Here is a 17,311-nt window from a genome sequence, read left to right as displayed (position 1 = left end):
CGCAGCCGCACAGTGACTCCACAGGGCTTAGTGGTTGCAGCGACCTGACCCACTGCATATCTCTGCACCAATCGCAGACAGGAGCTTTTTGTGCCCGACCCCAACCCAGCCGCCCTCGACTTCCTGCTGACCCGCCGGTCCCGCCCTGCCAAAACGCTGACAACACCGGTGCCCGACCGCGCAACGGTGGAAACCCTGCTGACTGCCGCCGCGCGCACGCCGGATCATGGCAAGCTGGAACCGTGGCGCTTTATCGTGCTGGCGAAACCGGCGCTGGCCCGGCTGGCCGCGATGGTCCCCGACCGGGGTGCGGCCCTGGGAATCGACCCGGACAAGATCGCTAAGGCACAGGCGCAATATGCCGATGCGGATCTGGCTATTGCGGTAATCAGCGCGCCCAAACCCTCCGAAAAGATCCCGCAGATCGAACAGGTCTACTCCGCCGGTGCCGTTTGTCTGGCCTTGCTGAACGCGGCGCTTGCAGCGGGCTGGGGCGCGAACTGGCTGTCCGGCTGGGCCAGCCATGACCGCGATTTCATCCGCGACGGGCTGGGATTGGCCGATCATGAAACGGTTGCGGGTTTCGTCCATCTGGGCACCGAAACCAACGCCCCGCCCGAACGCCCCCGCCCCGATCTGGCACAGATCACCACCTGGATAGACGCATGATTTTCAGTGACTTTTTCAAAGCTATCGGGCAATTGCCGGATGGCCGGTTTCAAAGCGTGCTGTGGCGGGGGATCGGGATCACAATTGCCCTGCTGATCGGGCTATACGCGATCCTTCTGCAACTGGTCGAATGGCTGACCGCCGAACCGATCAGCCTGCCGGGCGTGGGCGAAATTACGTGGCTGGGCGATCTGCTGAGTTGGGGATCCTTGGGGCTGGTTTTTATCCTCTCAATCTTCCTGATGGTGCCCGTCGCGTCGGCGATCACGTCCCTCTTTCTGGACGAGGTGGCGCAGGCGGTCGAGGAGAAACACTACCCGGCATTGCCCCCTGCCACCAAAGTGACCTTTGCCGAAGGCATGCGCGACACGGTAAATTTCCTAGGCGTGCTGGTGGCCGCCAACCTATTTGCGATCATCCTGTACGTGATCTTCCCCTTCGCCGCGTTCTTCATCTTCTACGCGCTCAACGGGTTTCTGCTGGGCCGCGAGTATTTTCAACTGGCCGCCATGCGCAGGGTTGGACGGGCTGGCGCAAAGGAGTTACGCAGCAAGCATCTGGGGGCAATCTGGCTGGCCGGTTGTCTGATGGCCGTGCCGCTGACCATCCCGCTGATCAATCTTTTCATCCCGATCCTCGGGGCGGCCACATTCACCCATCTCTATCACAGGCTCAGTCCCGGCTGACCTCCGGCGTCGACATCCGGTCAAACCAGTCGATATCCCGGACCGAGATGACACCCGACAGGATCGTCCCCGCAATCACCGCCCAGATGGGCAGCGCCCATAGGGTCGTGATCTTTGCCTTGCGGCCAATCTGGGCGTCCGCCGGGGCGGAAGCATGGGTGCCCGGCACAATCTCACCTGCCTCGCCTTGAGTTTGCAAGCGCAAGGGCAGCACGATGAAGAATACCATGGCCCAGACCACAGCAAACAGGACGATGGCGGATACGGGTCCCATAATTGTTCCTTTCTTTCAATACTGCTCACATACTGCGCAAAACAGACCTGACAAGAGCATTGCGGCAAAACGCCGATGACAGACGGCGCGATGAACTCAGCGCATGAAAATGCGAACAACCGGTGTTGCAATCAGATATCCGACAAGACCGGATGCGGCACCTGCCGCCGCAGCAACAAGTGTCCGGTCCCAATCCACCATTGTGCGCCCATCCATGAATTGCATGACACCGCAATCCGGCAGGATGCCATTGGCATAAAGCCACGCCATCGTGGGCTCTCTCCAAAACACGAAAAACATGATCAACAGCGGGGTCATTATGATATAAGCTAGCTTGGTCGCCGTTGCTTTGCGTCGTTTCTTGAGTGCATCCCGCTGCAGCCGCAGAAACGCGGGATCCGCTAATCGCGCCGCCTCATGCGCGCCCTTTATCCCCTCGATCCGCCGCAACCTGTCCTGAAAATCGGTCACCCCTAGACCTCTTCCAATTCCACCAGGCACCCGTTGAAATCCTTGGGATGCAGGAACAGAACCGGTTTGCCATGCGCCCCGATCTTTGGCTCGCCCCCGCCCAAAACACGAGCCCCTTCGGCCAGCAGATGATCACGCGCGGCCAGGATATCATCGACCTCGTAACAGACGTGATGGATGCCGCCTGACGGGTTCTTGTCCAGAAACCCCTGAATGGGTGAGGCATCGCCAAGGGGGTAAAGCAGTTCGATTTTCGTATTGGGCAGGTTGATGAAAACCACCGTCACGCCATGGTCCGGTTCATCCTGCGGGGCGCCCACATCGGCCCCCAGCATAGTGCGATATTGGGCACTTGCAGCCTCCAGATCAGGGACGGCAATGGCGACGTGGTTGAGGCGACCGATCATGTGAATTCTCCGTTTTCAGCATTATGCCGCAGCGCAGAATGTTTCGCAACGCGCGATGCGATTAAGAAACTGTTCACCTTGTCCTGCTTTGAATAAGGCCTGCCACAACCGAAGGGAAGAATCGCTATGGATGGCCTGACTGACATGATGCTGACACGCGCGCCGACAGCCCGGCGGCCCCTGCTGGGACTGACCGTGCTGGTGGTGGAAGACAGCCGATACGCCAGTGAGGCCGTGCGCCTGCTATGTCTGCGATCCGGGGCCAGGATCAGACGGGCCGATAGTCTCGAAACCGCGCGGCGGCATCTGGCGGTCTACCGGCCTTCGGTGCTGATCGTGGATGTGGGCCTGCCAGATGGATCAGGGATCGCGCTGATCCAGTCACTGGCAGAGGCGACACCGCGGATCGACGTGATCCTTGGCGTCAGCGGCGATAGTGTGGCGCGCGCCGCCGTGCTGGCCGCCGGGGCCGACGGGTTCATCGAAAAACCGATCGCCAATCTGGCCGCCTTTCAATCAGCCATTCTGGAACACCTGCCCGCCGACCGACAACCGCCCAACCCGCGAGAGTTGAGTAATGAGGTCGTCAATCCCGATCCGGTCGCCTATCAGGACGACCTCAGCCATATCGCACAGGTCCTTAAATCCGCGGATGAGGATGCGCATATCGACTATGTCACCCAGTTTCTGGGCGGCGTGGCCCGCAGTGCGAAGGACCATGACCTTGACCGCGCCGTGCGCGACCTGGCGTCGCTCCGCTCATCGGGGGGTAATCTGGACAAGGGCGTGCAGGAATTGTCGCAACTGGTGCAATCGCGGCTGGCGGCCAGCGGCCCGATCTAGTCGTCGAACGCGAAACCGGCGGGATAGGCATGCAGCCCATCGAAATCGGCCTTGCCGACTGGTGCGCCCTGCTGGCGCAGGATCGCGTAGGCCATGGACAGGTGGAACCACAGGTTTGGCAGGGCAAAATGCTGCAGATAGTCCGGGGCGGATTGGGTCAGGTCGGCAAATCCGGCCTGATGCGTGATCTGCCTGTCAGCAGCGCCCGCAAAATCAGCGGTGGACAAGTCACCAACCAAGGATCGTGCCGCGATCAACGCCGCGCGCAGCCCGTCCTTGTCGGTGGTATAGTCCAGTTCCGGCACATCCTTGCCCGCCAGCGGATATGTCGCGCGCAGCGCAAAACCTGCCACGGTCTGAAACTGTTCGGCACACGTGAACATGCCCGGTGCGAGCCGCACTGTCAGCATTTGGGGCGTCGCCTTATCCAGCAGGACCAGCGCCTGATCCAAGGCCTGCAAGGCAACCGGAACCGACGCGCCAAACATCAGCTTTCCGGCGGCAGCACCCGCAGTCGCAATTCGCGCAATTGCTCATTTTGCGGCTCGGACGGGGCGTCCATCATCAGATCCTCGGCACGTTGGTTCATCGGGAACATGATGACCTCGCGGATATTGGCCTCATCCGCCAGCAACATCACGATCCGGTCGATGCCAGCCGCACAACCACCATGGGGCGGCGCGCCGTATTGGAACGCATTGACCATGCCGCCAAAACGCTTCTTCACTTCGTCCTCGCCGTAACCGGCAATCTCGAACGCCTTGAACATGATTTCCGGCTTTTGATTCCGGATCGCCCCCGACACCAGCTCGTACCCGTTACAGGCCAGGTCATACTGATAACCCAACACATCCAGCGGATCACCGTTCAGCGCGTCCATACCGCCTTGCGGCATGGAAAACGGGTTGTGTTCAAAATCGATCCGACCCGTTTCATCGTCCTTCTCGTAAATGGGGAAATCGACAACCCAGGCAAAGGCAAAGCGGTTCAGATCGGTCAGGCCCAACTCTTCCCCGATCACATTGCGCGCCTTGCCCGCGACCGCCTCAAACGCATGCGGCTTGCCGCCCAGGAAAAACGCCGCATCGCCAAGGCCCAGACCCAGCTGACTGCGAATGGCCTCGGTCCGTTCCGGCCCGATATTCTTGGCAAGCGGCCCTGCAGCCTCCATGCCGTTCTCGCCCTCGCGCCAGAAGATATAGCCCATCCCGGGCAACCCTTCCTTCTGCGCAAAGGCATTCATCCGGTCGCAGAACTTGCGCCCCACCGGATCGCCACCCTTCTTCCTGGGCGCCGGAATGGCGCGCACCTGCGTGCCCTCCTGCTCCAACAGCTTGGCAAAAATCGCAAAGCCGGACCCGCGGAAATGGTCGGATACATCCTGCATCTTGATCGGGTTGCGCAGGTCGGGCTTGTCGGTGCCGTACCACAGCGCCGCATCACGATAGGAAATCTGCGGCCAGACCTTGTCCACCTTCCGCCCATTGCCGAATTCTTCGAAAATCCCGATCAGCACCGGCTGGATCGTGTCGAACACATCCTGTTGCTCGACAAAGGACATTTCCATGTCCAGCTGGTAAAAATCGGTCGGCGACCGGTCGGCGCGCGGGTCTTCATCGCGGAAACACGGGGCGATCTGGAAATACTTGTCGTAGCCCGACACCATGATCAGCTGCTTGAACTGCTGTGGCGCCTGCGGCAGGGCGTAGAATTTGCCCGGATGCAAACGGGACGGCACCAGAAAATCGCGCGCGCCCTCGGGGGACGACGCCGTGATGATCGGCGTCTGATATTCGCGGAACCCCGTGTCCCACATCCGCTTGCGCATGGATGCAACAACATCAGACCGCAGCTTCATGTTCTCCTGCATCGCCTCGCGGCGCAGGTCCAGATAGCGGTATTTCAGCCGCGTTTCCTCGGGGTATTCCTGATCGCCGAACACCATCAGGGGCAGTTCTTTTGCCGCCCCAAGCACCTCAATCCCGCGCACGAAAACCTCAACCTCGCCGGTGGGCAGCTTGGGGTTGACCAGCTCCGGATCACGCGCCTTCACTTCCCCATCAATGCGGATACACCACTCGCTGCGCACCTTCTCCACATCGGCAAAGGCCGCCGAATCCGGATCGCACAGCACCTGCGTGATCCCGTAATGGTCGCGCAAATCGATAAACAGGATGCCGCCATGGTCACGCACCCGATTGACCCAGCCCGACAAGCGGACGGTCTGGCCCACATGGGCGGCAGTCAATTCGGCGCAGTTATGCGAACGGTAGGCGTGCATGATTTCATCCTCAAGGGCTCATATTGTCGGCCCGATACACCCCTTTGCCCCGGCGAAGTCAACCATCCCCATCATTTTGCCAAAAATACTCCCGCCGGAGGCATCAAAATTCCAGAATTTTGATCCCCCCCTTGCACCTGCCCGCGCCATCCCTATAACCCGCAACAATTTGCATCATTCAGGGGCAGGCTCATGCCAAAGCGCACCGACATCCAGTCGATCATGATCATTGGCGCGGGTCCCATTATTATTGGTCAGGCCTGCGAATTCGACTACTCCGGGGCCCAGGCCTGCAAGGCGTTGAAAGAGGAAGGCTACCGCGTCATCCTCGTCAACTCCAACCCGGCAACAATCATGACCGATCCTGGACTGGCCGACGCGACCTATATCGAGCCGATCACCCCCGAAATTGTGGCTAAAATCATTGAAAAGGAACGGCCCGACGCGCTGCTGCCCACCATGGGCGGGCAAACCGGCCTGAACACATCGCTGGCGCTGGCCGATATGGGCGTGCTGGACAAGTTCGGGGTCGAAATGATCGGAGCCAAGCGCGAGGCCATCGAAATGGCCGAAGACCGCAAGCTGTTTCGCGAGGCGATGGACCGGCTGGGCATCGAAAACCCGAAGGCCACGATCATCACGGCACCCAAGAAGGACGGCAAGTTCGACATCAAGGCAGGCCTGCAAATGGCCATCGACGCCATCGAATATGTCGGCCTGCCCGCGATCATCCGCCCGGCATTCACCCTTGGCGGCACCGGCGGCGGCGTCGCCTATAACCGGCAGGAATACGAGCATTACTGCCGGTCCGGGATGGAGGCATCGCCTGTCGGTCAGATCCTTGTCGACGAATCCCTGCTCGGCTGGAAAGAGTTCGAGATGGAGGTCGTGCGCGACAAGGCCGACAACGCCATCATCGTCTGCGCCATCGAAAACGTGGACCCGATGGGGGTTCATACCGGCGACAGCATCACCGTCGCCCCGGCCCTGACCCTGACCGACAAGGAATACCAGATCATGCGCTCGCACAGCATCAACGTGCTGCGCGAAATCGGGGTCGAAACCGGCGGGTCCAACGTGCAATGGGCGGTCAACCCTGATGACGGGCGCATGGTCGTGATCGAAATGAACCCGCGCGTCTCCCGCTCCTCCGCCCTCGCCTCAAAAGCCACCGGTTTCCCCATCGCGAAAATCGCGGCGAAGCTGGCGGTTGGCTACACGCTCGACGAGTTGGATAACGACATCACCGGCGTCACCCCGGCTTCGTTCGAACCGACCATCGACTACGTCGTCACGAAAATCCCCCGCTTCGCCTTCGAAAAATTCGCAGGCTCAGAACCCTACCTGACTACCGCCATGAAATCAGTGGGCGAGGCGATGGCCATCGGCCGCACCATCCACGAGTCCTTGCAAAAGGCCCTCGCCTCCATGGAAACCGGCCTCACCGGCTTTGACGACATCGACATTCCCGGCGCCCCGGACAGCGCCGCGATCACCAAGGCGCTTGCCAAACAAACCCCCGACCGCCTCCGCGTCATCGCGCAGGCCATGCGGCACGGGCTGTCGGATGATGACATCCACGCCGTCACCAAATTCGACCCGTGGTTTCTCGCCCGCATCCGCGAGATCATCGCGGCCGAGGCCGATATCCGCAAAAACGGCCTCCCCGTTGACGAAACGGGCCTGCGGGCCATCAAGATGCTCGGCTTCACCGACGCCCGCCTTGCCAAACTCACCGGGCGGGATGAGGACCAGATCCGCCGTGCCCGCCACAACCTTGGCGTCACCGCGGTCTTCAAACGGATCGACACCTGTGCGGCGGAATTCGAAGCGCAGACGCCCTATATGTATTCCACCTACGAAACCCCCGTCATGGGTGAGGCGGAGTGCGAGGCGCGGCCATCGGACCGAAAAAAGGTCGTCATCCTCGGCGGCGGCCCCAACCGGATCGGCCAAGGGATCGAGTTCGATTATTGCTGCTGCCACGCCTGCTTCGCCCTGACCGATCAGGGCTATGAGACGATCATGATCAATTGCAACCCGGAAACGGTCAGCACCGATTATGACACCTCCGACCGGCTTTATTTCGAACCTCTGACATTCGAACACGTGATGGAAATCCTGCGGGTCGAACAGGACAACGGCACCCTGCACGGGGTCATCGTGCAGTTCGGCGGGCAGACCCCGCTGAAACTCGCCAACGCGCTGCATGACGCAGGCATCCCGATCCTCGGCACCTCGCCCGACAGCATTGATCTGGCCGAAGATCGTGAGCGTTTCCAGCAGCTTGTCCAGAAACTCGACCTGAAACAGCCGCATAACGGCATTGCATCGACCGACGCCGAAGCACTCGACATCGCCGAGGGCATCGGCTTCCCTCTCGTCATCCGCCCCTCTTTCGTGCTGGGCGGACGGGCGATGGAAATCGTCCGCGATATGGACCAGCTGCGCCGCTATATCTCCGACGCTGTGGTCGTGTCAGGCGACAGCCCCGTCCTGCTCGACAGCTACCTGTCGGGCGCGGTCGAAGTTGACGTGGATTGCCTGTCAGACGGTCAAAACACCCATGTCGCCGGCATCATGCAGCATATCGAAGAGGCCGGCGTGCATTCCGGTGACAGCGCCTGCTCGCTCCCGCCGCATTCGCTGTCGGACGCGGTGATCACCGAAATCCGCGCGCAGACCGAAAAACTCGCCAAGGCGCTCAATGTCGTCGGCCTGATGAACATCCAGTTCGCCGTCAAAAACGAAGAGGTCTACCTGATCGAGGTCAACCCCCGCGCCTCGCGCACCGTGCCCTTCGTGGCCAAGGCGACCGATAGCGCCATCGCCTCCATCGCCGCGCGGCTGATGGCGGGCGAACCGCTGTCAAACTTTCCGCTGCGCGAACCCTATCCGCCCGCCGAGGACCCGATGACCGTCCTGCCTTTGGGCGATGCCTTCACCCTCGCCGACCCGAAAACCCCGTGGTTTTCCGTGAAAGAGGCCGTTCTACCCTTCGCCCGTTTCCCCGGCGTCGACACAATCCTCGGCCCCGAAATGCGGTCCACAGGCGAGGTCATGGGCTGGGACCGGTCCTTCCCCCGCGCGTTCCTCAAGGCGCAGATGGGCGCGGGCACGGACCTGCCCAGATCCGGCACCGTCTTCATCTCGATCAAGGATGCCGACAAAACGGCTGACATGATTGATGCGTCCAGAACCCTCCTGCAACTTGGTTTCGATATCGTGGCCACGCGCGGCACTGCCCGCTGGCTTACTGAAAACCAAATTGCCTGCGAAACGGTAAACAAGGTCTATGAAGGCGGGCTGACCATCGTCGACCGGCTCAAAGACGGGCACATCGCCCTCGTCTTCAACACGACCGAAGGCGCGCAGGCCGTCGAAGACAGCCGGGAAATCCGCGCCGTCGCCCTCTACGACAAAATCCCCTACTTCACGACCGCCGCCGCAGCACATGCAGCGGTGCTGGCTATGCAGGCGCGGGAAGAGGGGGATGTTGGGGTGCGGGCGTTGCAGGGTTGATTTCAGCCTTGGTCAACCCGCTCGGTCTGTGAAGGAAGCGGCTCGAGAGTAAGTCTGGATGCCGAAATCAATTGGCAAAGGTAAAACGAGCGGCACGACTGGCTTACGTACATTGTATTTACAACAGATGCCCGCAATCCCTCAAGGTTGCCCTCGGGTCAAGCTTGCCTGCACGTCTGGGCTGTGGACATTCGTTTTCCACGCGCCATAGTAAACCCCGGGGGGATCAGACATGCACGACGTTGCCATCACCGGAACCGGGGTTTTCACACCCAGCCAGATCATCACCAATGATGAGCTTGTGGCCGCATTCAACAAATATGCCGATCTGTGGAACGCCGAAAACGCCGCTGCGATCGAGGCAGGAGTGGCCGAACCCAAAGAGCATTCGTCAAGCGAATTCATCATCGCAGCCTCTGGCATAGAAAACCGCTATGTGCTTGATAAAGAAGGGGTATTGGACCCGTCCCGCATGTTTCCCAGCCTGCCCTCCCGCGCCGATGATGAGCCGGGATATATGGCCGAGATCGGCTGCGACGCTGCGCAAAAGGCGCTGTCGGAAGCAGGCTGTTCTGCCGCAGATGTCGATCTGGTGATTTGTGCGGCCTCCAATATGGAGCGCGCCTATCCGGCGATTGGTGTGGAAATTCAACAGCTTCTGGGTGCGGGCGGATTCGCCTTTGACATGAACGTCGCCTGTTCCAGCGCGACCTTCGGCATTCAGACGGCCGCTGACATGATCCGCTCGGGCTCGATTCAAAGCGCTTTGGTCGTCAACCCCGAGATCTGTTCGGCCCATCTGGAATGGCGCGACCGCGATTGCCATTTCATCTTTGGCGATGTGGCCACGGCCACATTCCTGCAGCGGGACCAGGCAGTGAAGGGCGATCACTTCAAAGTCCTGTCCACCCGGTGTGCGACCCAGTTCAGCAATAACATACGCAACAATAACGGCTATCTGCGCCGTACCCATGACCAGATGGAAGACCGGCGCGACATGCAGTTCATGCAAAACGGGCGCAAGGTGTTCAAAGAGGTGCTGCCGCTGGTCAGCCAACATATCGCCGATCATCTGACCGACGCCGGCGTTGCCGCGGGCGATCTGCGCCGTCTCTGGCTGCATCAGGCCAACAAGACCATGAACGATTACATCGGCAAGAAGGTCCTGGGGCGCACGCCTGAACCCGGCGAACAGCCCAATATCCTGCAGGACTATGCCAATACATCGTCGGCCGGGTCGATCATCGCATTCTCCAAACATTCCAGCGATCTGGAAAATGGCGACAAGGGCCTGATCTGCTCATTCGGCGCGGGTTATTCGGTTGGGTCCGTCATTGTGGAAAAGGGCTAAGGCATGAAAAAATTGGTGATCTTCATGATCTGTCTTACCGTGGCCGCCTGCGACGTGCCGCTGGTCCCGCTGATCTGAGCGAAATCAAACAACCTGAATCGGGTTCTTTGATTTCAGGACCGGTGCAACACCTTGCTCCCCGCCCCTTCTTCTGCGCAGTGGCGAGACTAGCTCACCTCGCGCAATAAACCATAACGCAACAGGATCCTTGGTGGATGGCCCGGATCATCCGCTCCGGCCAGCGCTGCGACATCCAAAGGTTGCAACACGCCGTCGACAATGTGCGGCATGTCTTCGGTGGCAGGATTGACGTTAGTCACTGGCTTCAAGGTGCATCTTCATATCAATCAATACCTTCTGCAGGGCCGTCGTCTCTTGCAAAAGGCGCTTCGCCTCATTCACCGAAATCACACCATCCTCCATGGATCGGTTGTATTCGGCCATCAGCAGGGCAAATCTCTGGCTCAGCTTGATCACATCGGAATTGACGCCGCCTTCCCGGTTCGCCCGTTGCGGGTCGAAGGACAGTGTGATGCCCAGCATTTCAGCCAATGCGCCGGTCACATGGGGGTAGGATGATTGCGCTTCCAGCGCGCTGACCGCGTCGACGGGGATAAACCGGTCGGCATGCTCCTCTGACATTGAATAGTAGCGCCCCAGCGTTGCCTTGGACCGCCCGGTCAGCGTGCAGGCATTTTCGATGCCGACGTCCTTGACCAAGGCTTCGGTGTGCTTTTTGAGGTAACTGCGCCGTTCTTCCATCATCACTCTCCACCAATTTGGCGACACCGCGTCGATACGGGGCCGGCCCCCTGATCAGCAGGCTAGCGATCAAGTACCTGTTTGTCATTGATAAATCCATCCGGGCAGATCACCTGATCGGGGGCTTGCGTCATGGGATTTTCGCCCTATTCTCGGGCCGCGACGATGACCGGGACGCTGGTTCTGATTGATTTGCAACGACTGAACGCAGGGACGATAATTATTCCCCATGGCAAAGCTTTACTTCCATTATTCGACAATGAATGCGGGCAAATCGACCGTTCTGTTGCAGGCCTCACATAATTACATCGAACGCGGCATGAAGACCTATTTGATGATTGCCCAGCTTGATAATCGGGCAGGTGAAGGCCGGGTCGGCAGTCGCATCGGGATCGGGGCGGATGCCGATACATTTGCACCCGGCGAAGACCTGTTCGCGAAAATCAAGGAACGGCTCAGGGAAGGTCCCTGTGCCTGTGTCTTTGTGGACGAGGCCCAGTTTCTGGAACGCCAACAAGTCTGGCAACTGGCCCGGGCGGTCGATGATCTGAATGTGCCGGTCATGGCCTATGGTCTGCGGGTCGATTTTCTAGGCAAACTTTTCCCCGGCTCGGCCGCCCTGCTTGCGCTTTCGGATGAGATGCGCGAGGTGCGCACAATCTGCCATTGCGGCCGCAAGGCGACCATGGTCGTGCGCAAGGATGAATATGGTCAGGTCCTGACCAAGGGCGATCAGATCGCCATCGGCGGCAATGATCGCTATGTCTCGCTCTGCCGCAGGCACTGGCGCGAGGAGATGGGCGAAAATGTCGGGCCCGCCGCGCCATCCTAACCCGCCAGCCGCATATCGTCCCGATCACCAAACCGGAAGCCTGAAAGCGCGCCTGACAGTTCCGCGGCACCTGCATTCAGCTGGTGACCCATGGATTTCATCCGGTCACACATCTGGGCGTTTTCCTGTGTTGCCCGATCCAGCGATTGCACGGCATCATTCAGATCACGCGACACGCCGGCCTGGCCGCTGACCGATTGCGTGATCTCGCCAATCATTTCGCTGGTTTGCGAGACCTGTTCGACAATGACCGACAAGGCCTCGCCCGCCGCATTCACCAGATCGGACCCAGCTTCGACCTCTTGCGAACTTTTGAAGATGAGTTGTTTCACGCTTTGTGCGGCTTCCGACGTCCGCTGTGCCAATGCGCGCACTTCCGAGGCGACAACGGCAAAGCCGCGCCCGCTTTCCCCCGCGCGGGCCGCTTCGACACCGGCATTCAGCGCCAGAAGATTGGTCTGGAAGGAAATGTCTTCAATCATGCTAATAATATTGGAAATCTCACCGGATGAACCCTCAATCCGTTTCATGGCTTCGACCGCGTTCCGGACAATGTCGCCATTACGCGCGGCACTGTCACGGGCCTGCGATGCGGTTTCGTTCGCTTTCTTGGCCCCTTCGGCGGTGTCCTGCAACGCGCGGGTCAGATCCTGCAGCCCGCCCGCGGTCTGCGACAGCGTATCGGATTGGCGCATGATCCGCCTGGCCAGTTCATCCGCCACATCGGACAATTCACGCGCGCTGATATTGTAATCGCTCGATGTCTCGGCAGCGGTCCGCAACACATCCCGCAGGCTGATCACAAGGTTATTGAAGCTCTGGCGCGCGCGGTCATATTGCCCATCCAGTCTTTCTTCGATCATCCGCGAAAAATCCTGCTGCGACAGCGCCTGCAAATGCATGCTCAGCACTTCCACAGCCGTATCCGCCGACCGGCGCTCACTCTCTGCCGCCTCTTCTGCGGCGCGGCTCGCCTCGCTCGAGGCTTCAATCGCCTCGCGTTGCGTGGCCATTGCCCTGTCCATTTCGCGTCGCTGCAGCAGTCCCAGTGTCAGGATAACCGTTTCCATCACAACAACCGCCGCATGTAGCAATGTGCGCGCGATGAACCCGTCGGCCATATCAGGATACAGCATCATAGGCATCGTAGCACTCATCCCCAGATGATGCAGGGCAATAAACGCCGCCGACCCGATCAGCACCCTGATGTCGTACATCACGGCGATCACCGCCAGCACGGCAAAATACATCATATGTGTGTCGATCTGCCAAGGATGCCCCTGAAACGCCGCCGTCAGCACCATCGTCTGGATCAACAGAGCAAAAGCCACCGCTGGCTTGGCCAATGCGGGCAACTTCAGCGCAACAGCAAAGGTCGCCGCGCAAAGGACAAAGGACACAACCGCAATACCCAACACCGCATTGCCGATCATCCAGGCCGCAATCGCCGGTATCGGCGTGAGAACGGCAAGGTTCCACAGGGCCAGTTGAACCCCTTCCATATTGTGAGGGGCATGGTTGTCAGAATGCGTTGTCATTGCGATCCGTTGGTCCTGTCGTCAAATACACATCCCCGCCAAGGGGGTCCGCGGCCAGAATTGCACAACAGGATTTAAGATAGCGTTATCAGAATAACCATTTGTTTTTCAATAAAAACTCTGCGGGTCGATATCAATCGACAGGCGCAGATTGGCTGGCAGCCGGAACTGCGACACCCATTGCGACAGCGCTTTTTGCAACGGCGCGGTCTTATCAGCCTTGATCAGCAGCCGCACCCGGTGCCGCCCGCGCACCCTCGCAATGGGCGCCGGTGCAGGTCCAAACAACTGCGCCCCGATCTGGCGCAGGGGCTGATCCATGCGCGCCATTTCCGCACCCAGATCAAACACCTCCTGCACATTCGGACTGCTCAGAATGATGCCTGCCATGCGCCCATATGGCGGCACGCCCGCCGCCTTGCGCTCGGCGGCCTCAGCAGCCCAGAACGCCTCTTCATCGCCCGCAAGAATAGCCCGGATCACACCATGTTCCGGCTGATAGGTTTGCAACAGCGCCTCGCCCGGCGTGTCGCTGCGCCCGGCACGCCCCGCGACTTGGCGCATCAGCTGAAACGTCCGTTCTGCTGCCCGCAAATCGGACCCCTGCAAGCCCAGATCGGCATCAATCACCCCCACCAGCGTCAGCAGGGGAAAGTTATGGCCCTTCGCGACCAGTTGCGTGCCGATGATGATATCGGTGCCACCTTCCGCAATCTCCTCGATATGCGCCTTCATGGCCCGCGCAGACCCATACAGATCCGACGACAACACCGCGATCCGCGCATCCGGGAACAGCCCCGCAATCTCCTCACCCATCCGCTCGACGCCGGGGCCAACAGCGCTCAACCGATCCTCGGCCTCACAACTCGGACAGACCGTCGGCATCGGCTTGGTCTCGCCGCATTGGTGGCACATCAGCCGCTTGAGAAACCGATGCTCCACCATACGCGCATCGCACTGATCACAACCAATCTGGTGGCCACAGGCGCGGCAGAGTGTAATCGGGGCGTAGCCCCGGCGATTTAAAAAGACCAGCGATTGCTCGCCCTTGTCCAACCGGCTTTGAATGGCAGCCCGCAACGTAGGTGAAACCCACTTCCCACCCGGCACGTCCTCCACCCGCATATCAATCGCCGTCATCTTCGGCATGACGGCGGCCCCGAACCGCGACGTCAGTTCCAGCTTGGCATATTTCCCCGCCTCCACATTCGCCCAGCTTTCAAGGCTCGGCGTGGCCGAGGCTAGCACCACCTGCGCGTCATTGATCGCCGCCCGCAGCACAGCCATATCGCGGGCGTTATAAAGTACGCCATCCTCCTGCTTGTAGGACGTGTCGTGTTCTTCATCGACCACGATCAAGCCAAGGTTCTGATAGGGCAGAAACAGCGCCGAACGGGCACCCACAACCAGTTGCGCATCCCCCTGCCCGACCATGCGCCAGCAGCGGCGGCGTTCGGTCATTGTCACGCCTGAATGCCATTCAGCAGGCTTCATCCCGAACCGGGCCTCGACCCGGTTGATGAACTCGCCGGACAAGGCAATCTCAGGCAGCAACACCAGCGCCTGCCGCCCCATGCGCAGACATTCTGCCACAGCCTCCAGATACACCTCGGTCTTGCCGGATCCGGTAACGCCTTTCAGCAGCGTCGTGCCATAGGTATCGCTGCGCAGGGCGGCGCGCAAAGCCTCCGCCCCTGCCGCCTGATCGGGGCTCAACGCCTTACCGCCATAATCGGGGTCCAGCCGCGGATAGGGGGTATCGCGCGGTGCCTCCTCCTCTGACACCGCCCCTTGCTTCACAAGGCCCTTCACGACTGAGGTGCCCACCCCCGCCATCTCAGCCAATTCGCGCAGAGTGAATGACAAGCCGCCATAGTCGCGCAAGACGCCCAGCACCTTCTCACGGGCCGCGGTCACACGGTCCGGTTCCCGGTCGCCCAGCCGGTACACCTTGCGCATCGATTGCGGATCGCCCAGCCCCGGCGCGCGGGTCCCCAACCGCAGCATCGCTGGCATCGGGGTCAGCGTGTAATCGGCAGCCCGCCCCAGAAACTCCCGCATCTCATCGCGCATGGGCGCCACATCCAGCACCCGGATCACCGACCGGATCTTGGCGCGGTCATAATCGCCCTTGCCCGGCCCCCAAACGACGCCCAGCACCTTGCGCGGGCCCAGCGGCACTTCGACAAAAGCGCCCAGATGGCAGCCGCCTTCGGGCGCCTTGTAATCCAGCAGGCGGTCCAGCGGCTGGGTGGTTAGAACACCAACCAGATCGCCTTCATGAAAGAACTCAGGCGGCACGGCGCAATGTGGCCGTCAGCGCACCCATCGCGATCAGGGCACCGCCACCGGCGCGGGTCAGCCAGGTCAGGATCGCAGGGCGGCGGATGGTCGCCCGCAGCCGGTCCGCCAACAAGGCGTAAGCCAGTGCATTCATGGCCGCGAGGCCGACAAATGTGCCAATCAGGATCGCAAATTGCGGGACAAGCGGCGCATCGGGCCGGATAAATTGAGGAACGAAAGCAATGAAAAACACGATCGACTTGGGATTCAGTGCCGTAACGACAGTTGCATGGCGAAAGATGCGGCCCGCAGGCAGCGCCGGGGCATCCACAACGTGCAACCCGCTCTGGCGGCCAGAGGCACGCAGCATCCCCCACCCCATCCACACCAGATAAGCAGCCCCCACCCATTTGATTACCATGAACAATGTGGCCGAAGTCAGCACCAACGCCCCCAGCCCCACCAGCGATGCGGTCATCGCGATCAGATCGCCCAGCGCCACGCCCGCCGCAGACGCGACAGCGACCTTGCGCCCTTGGCTCAGCGCATAGCTGAGCACCAGAATGACCGTCGGCCCGGGGATCAGCAGCAGCGCGATCGAGGCCGACACAAACGCAATCCAAAGCTGAAAATCCATCACGCGCACCCCTTGCAGACCCGAAGGGCTTTTCCCTCCGACCCCCATGAGGTAAACGAGGCTCAAGCAAACGCCAACCCCTTCCCCGGAGCACCGACATGAAGTTTTTCGTAGACACCGCCGAGATCGACCAGATCAAGGAACTCAACGACCTCGGGATGGTCGACGGGGTCACCACCAACCCGTCGCTGATCATGAAATCCGGGCGCGACATCCTCGAAGTGACCAAGGAAATCTGCGCCATGGTCGACGGGCCGGTTTCAGCCGAAGTGGTCGCACTTGAGGCCGATGACATGCTGGCCGAGGGGCGCAAACTGGCCAAGATCGCCGACAACATCGCCGTCAAGGTGCCGCTGACTTGGGCTGGCCTCAAAACCTGCAAGACGCTGACGGATGACGGGATCATGGTCAACGTCACCCTCTGCTTCTCGGCCAATCAAGCACTGCTGGCGGCAAAGGCCGGGGCCACATTCATCAGCCCCTTCATCGGGCGGCTTGACGACATCAACATGGACGGGCTCGACCTGATCGAAGACATCCGGACGATCTATGACAATTACGGGTTCGAGACGAACATCCTCGCCGCCTCCATCCGGTCGGCCAACCACATGAGCGAATGCGCCAAGATCGGAGCGGATGTGGCCACGGCCCCACCGAACGTGATCAAGGCGATGGCCAACCACGTCCTGACCGACAAGGGGCTCGACGCCTTCATGGCCGACGCGAAAAAGGCCGGCATCAAAATCGTCTGAGGA

Annotated in this window: 17 protein-coding genes; 7 read left to right on the top strand and 10 right to left on the bottom strand. The window is 60.4% G+C overall.

Features of this window, described 5'->3' with window-relative positions; all coding sequences use genetic code 11:
- Window positions 1–90: 90 nt before the first annotated feature.
- Window positions 91–669 (top strand): nitroreductase, encoded by a 579-nt coding sequence (locus ACFWW2_RS17900; RefSeq protein WP_393930256.1) that lies wholly within the window; start codon window positions 91–93, stop codon window positions 667–669.
- A complete protein-coding gene (locus ACFWW2_RS17895; RefSeq protein WP_393930254.1) occupies window positions 666–1,355 on the top strand; it encodes an EI24 domain-containing protein in 690 nt (229 codons plus the stop codon). Before ACFWW2_RS17900 ends, ACFWW2_RS17895 begins: the two co-directional genes overlap by 4 nt.
- Here ACFWW2_RS17895 and ACFWW2_RS17890 read toward each other — a convergent pair.
- From ACFWW2_RS17890 to mce, 3 genes are all read right to left on the bottom strand, one after another.
- Complete coding sequence (locus tag ACFWW2_RS17890; RefSeq protein WP_393930252.1) at window positions 1,342–1,629, bottom strand: DUF1467 family protein; 288 nt, start codon at window positions 1,627–1,629, stop codon at window positions 1,342–1,344. The genes ACFWW2_RS17895 and ACFWW2_RS17890 overlap by 14 nt on opposite strands.
- Window positions 1,630–1,725: 96 nt before the next feature.
- The gene (locus tag ACFWW2_RS17885) at window positions 1,726–2,100 is read right to left on the bottom strand and encodes a hypothetical protein (RefSeq protein ID WP_393930250.1); all 375 of its coding nucleotides are present in this window, start codon (window positions 2,098–2,100) and stop codon (window positions 1,726–1,728) included.
- 2 nt (window positions 2,101–2,102) lie between these two features.
- The gene (mce, locus tag ACFWW2_RS17880; protein WP_393930248.1) at window positions 2,103–2,507 is read right to left on the bottom strand and encodes a methylmalonyl-CoA epimerase; all 405 of its coding nucleotides are present in this window, start codon (window positions 2,505–2,507) and stop codon (window positions 2,103–2,105) included.
- Between the two features lie 126 nt (window positions 2,508–2,633).
- On the opposite strand from mce, the gene ACFWW2_RS17875 reads away from it, so the two are divergent.
- Window positions 2,634–3,350 (top strand): response regulator, encoded by a 717-nt coding sequence (locus ACFWW2_RS17875; RefSeq protein WP_393930246.1) that lies wholly within the window; start codon window positions 2,634–2,636, stop codon window positions 3,348–3,350.
- Here the strand turns inward: ACFWW2_RS17875 and ACFWW2_RS17870 are convergent.
- Both ACFWW2_RS17870 and aspS read right to left on the bottom strand, forming a co-directional pair.
- The gene (locus ACFWW2_RS17870) at window positions 3,347–3,838 is read right to left on the bottom strand and encodes a DUF1993 family protein (RefSeq protein WP_393930244.1); all 492 of its coding nucleotides are present in this window, start codon (window positions 3,836–3,838) and stop codon (window positions 3,347–3,349) included. The genes ACFWW2_RS17875 and ACFWW2_RS17870 overlap by 4 nt on opposite strands.
- Complete coding sequence (gene aspS, locus ACFWW2_RS17865; RefSeq protein ID WP_393930242.1) at window positions 3,838–5,631, bottom strand: aspartate--tRNA ligase; 1,794 nt, start codon at window positions 5,629–5,631, stop codon at window positions 3,838–3,840. Before aspS ends, ACFWW2_RS17870 begins: the two co-directional genes overlap by 1 nt.
- Before the next feature lie 192 nt (window positions 5,632–5,823).
- On the opposite strand from aspS, the gene carB reads away from it, so the two are divergent.
- Window positions 5,824–9,153 (top strand): carbamoyl-phosphate synthase large subunit, encoded by a 3,330-nt coding sequence (gene carB, locus ACFWW2_RS17860; protein ID WP_393930240.1) that lies wholly within the window; start codon window positions 5,824–5,826, stop codon window positions 9,151–9,153.
- A 232-nt stretch (window positions 9,154–9,385) separates the two neighbouring features.
- Window positions 9,386–10,504, top strand: coding sequence for a beta-ketoacyl-ACP synthase III (locus ACFWW2_RS17855; protein ID WP_393930238.1), 1,119 nt, complete (start codon window positions 9,386–9,388; stop codon window positions 10,502–10,504).
- Between the two features lie 167 nt (window positions 10,505–10,671).
- Here the strand turns inward: ACFWW2_RS17855 and ACFWW2_RS17850 are convergent, their stop codons facing one another.
- Both ACFWW2_RS17850 and ACFWW2_RS17845 read right to left on the bottom strand, forming a co-directional pair.
- On the bottom strand, window positions 10,672–10,824 hold the full coding sequence (locus ACFWW2_RS17850) for a hypothetical protein (RefSeq protein WP_393930236.1): 153 nt from the start codon (window positions 10,822–10,824) through the stop codon (window positions 10,672–10,674).
- The gene (locus ACFWW2_RS17845; protein WP_393930234.1) at window positions 10,817–11,266 is read right to left on the bottom strand and encodes a hypothetical protein; all 450 of its coding nucleotides are present in this window, start codon (window positions 11,264–11,266) and stop codon (window positions 10,817–10,819) included. Before ACFWW2_RS17845 ends, ACFWW2_RS17850 begins: the two co-directional genes overlap by 8 nt.
- A 229-nt stretch (window positions 11,267–11,495) precedes the next feature.
- Here ACFWW2_RS17845 and ACFWW2_RS17840 point away from each other — a divergent pair, with 229 nt between their 5' ends.
- On the top strand, window positions 11,496–12,098 hold the full coding sequence (locus tag ACFWW2_RS17840; RefSeq protein WP_393930232.1) for a thymidine kinase: 603 nt from the start codon (window positions 11,496–11,498) through the stop codon (window positions 12,096–12,098).
- Here ACFWW2_RS17840 and ACFWW2_RS17835 read toward each other — a convergent pair.
- From ACFWW2_RS17835 to ACFWW2_RS17825, 3 genes are all read right to left on the bottom strand, one after another.
- Window positions 12,095–13,600 (bottom strand): methyl-accepting chemotaxis protein, encoded by a 1,506-nt coding sequence (locus ACFWW2_RS17835; protein WP_393930230.1) that lies wholly within the window; start codon window positions 13,598–13,600, stop codon window positions 12,095–12,097. The two genes, ACFWW2_RS17840 and ACFWW2_RS17835, sit on opposite strands and share 4 nt — an antisense overlap.
- A 144-nt stretch (window positions 13,601–13,744) precedes the next feature.
- Window positions 13,745–15,937, bottom strand: a complete 2,193-nt coding sequence (locus ACFWW2_RS17830; protein ID WP_393930228.1) for a primosomal protein N' — start codon at window positions 15,935–15,937, stop codon at window positions 13,745–13,747.
- Window positions 15,927–16,556 carry a LysE family translocator gene (locus ACFWW2_RS17825; protein ID WP_393930227.1) on the bottom strand — a complete coding sequence of 210 codons (630 nt, stop codon included), beginning with the start codon at window positions 16,554–16,556 and terminating at the stop codon, window positions 15,927–15,929. Before ACFWW2_RS17825 ends, ACFWW2_RS17830 begins: the two co-directional genes overlap by 11 nt.
- 98 nt (window positions 16,557–16,654) lie before the next feature.
- On the opposite strand from ACFWW2_RS17825, the gene fsa reads away from it, so the two are divergent.
- Complete coding sequence (gene fsa / locus ACFWW2_RS17820) at window positions 16,655–17,308, top strand: fructose-6-phosphate aldolase (protein WP_393930224.1); 654 nt, start codon at window positions 16,655–16,657, stop codon at window positions 17,306–17,308.
- Window positions 17,309–17,311: the final 3 nt, after the last annotated feature.

Origin of the sequence: Yoonia sp. R2-816 (assembly GCF_046762905.1) — a bacterium.
In the GTDB taxonomy this organism is placed as follows: domain Bacteria; phylum Pseudomonadota; class Alphaproteobacteria; order Rhodobacterales; family Rhodobacteraceae; genus Yoonia.
This window is presented reverse-complemented; position numbering and strand designations above follow the sequence as displayed.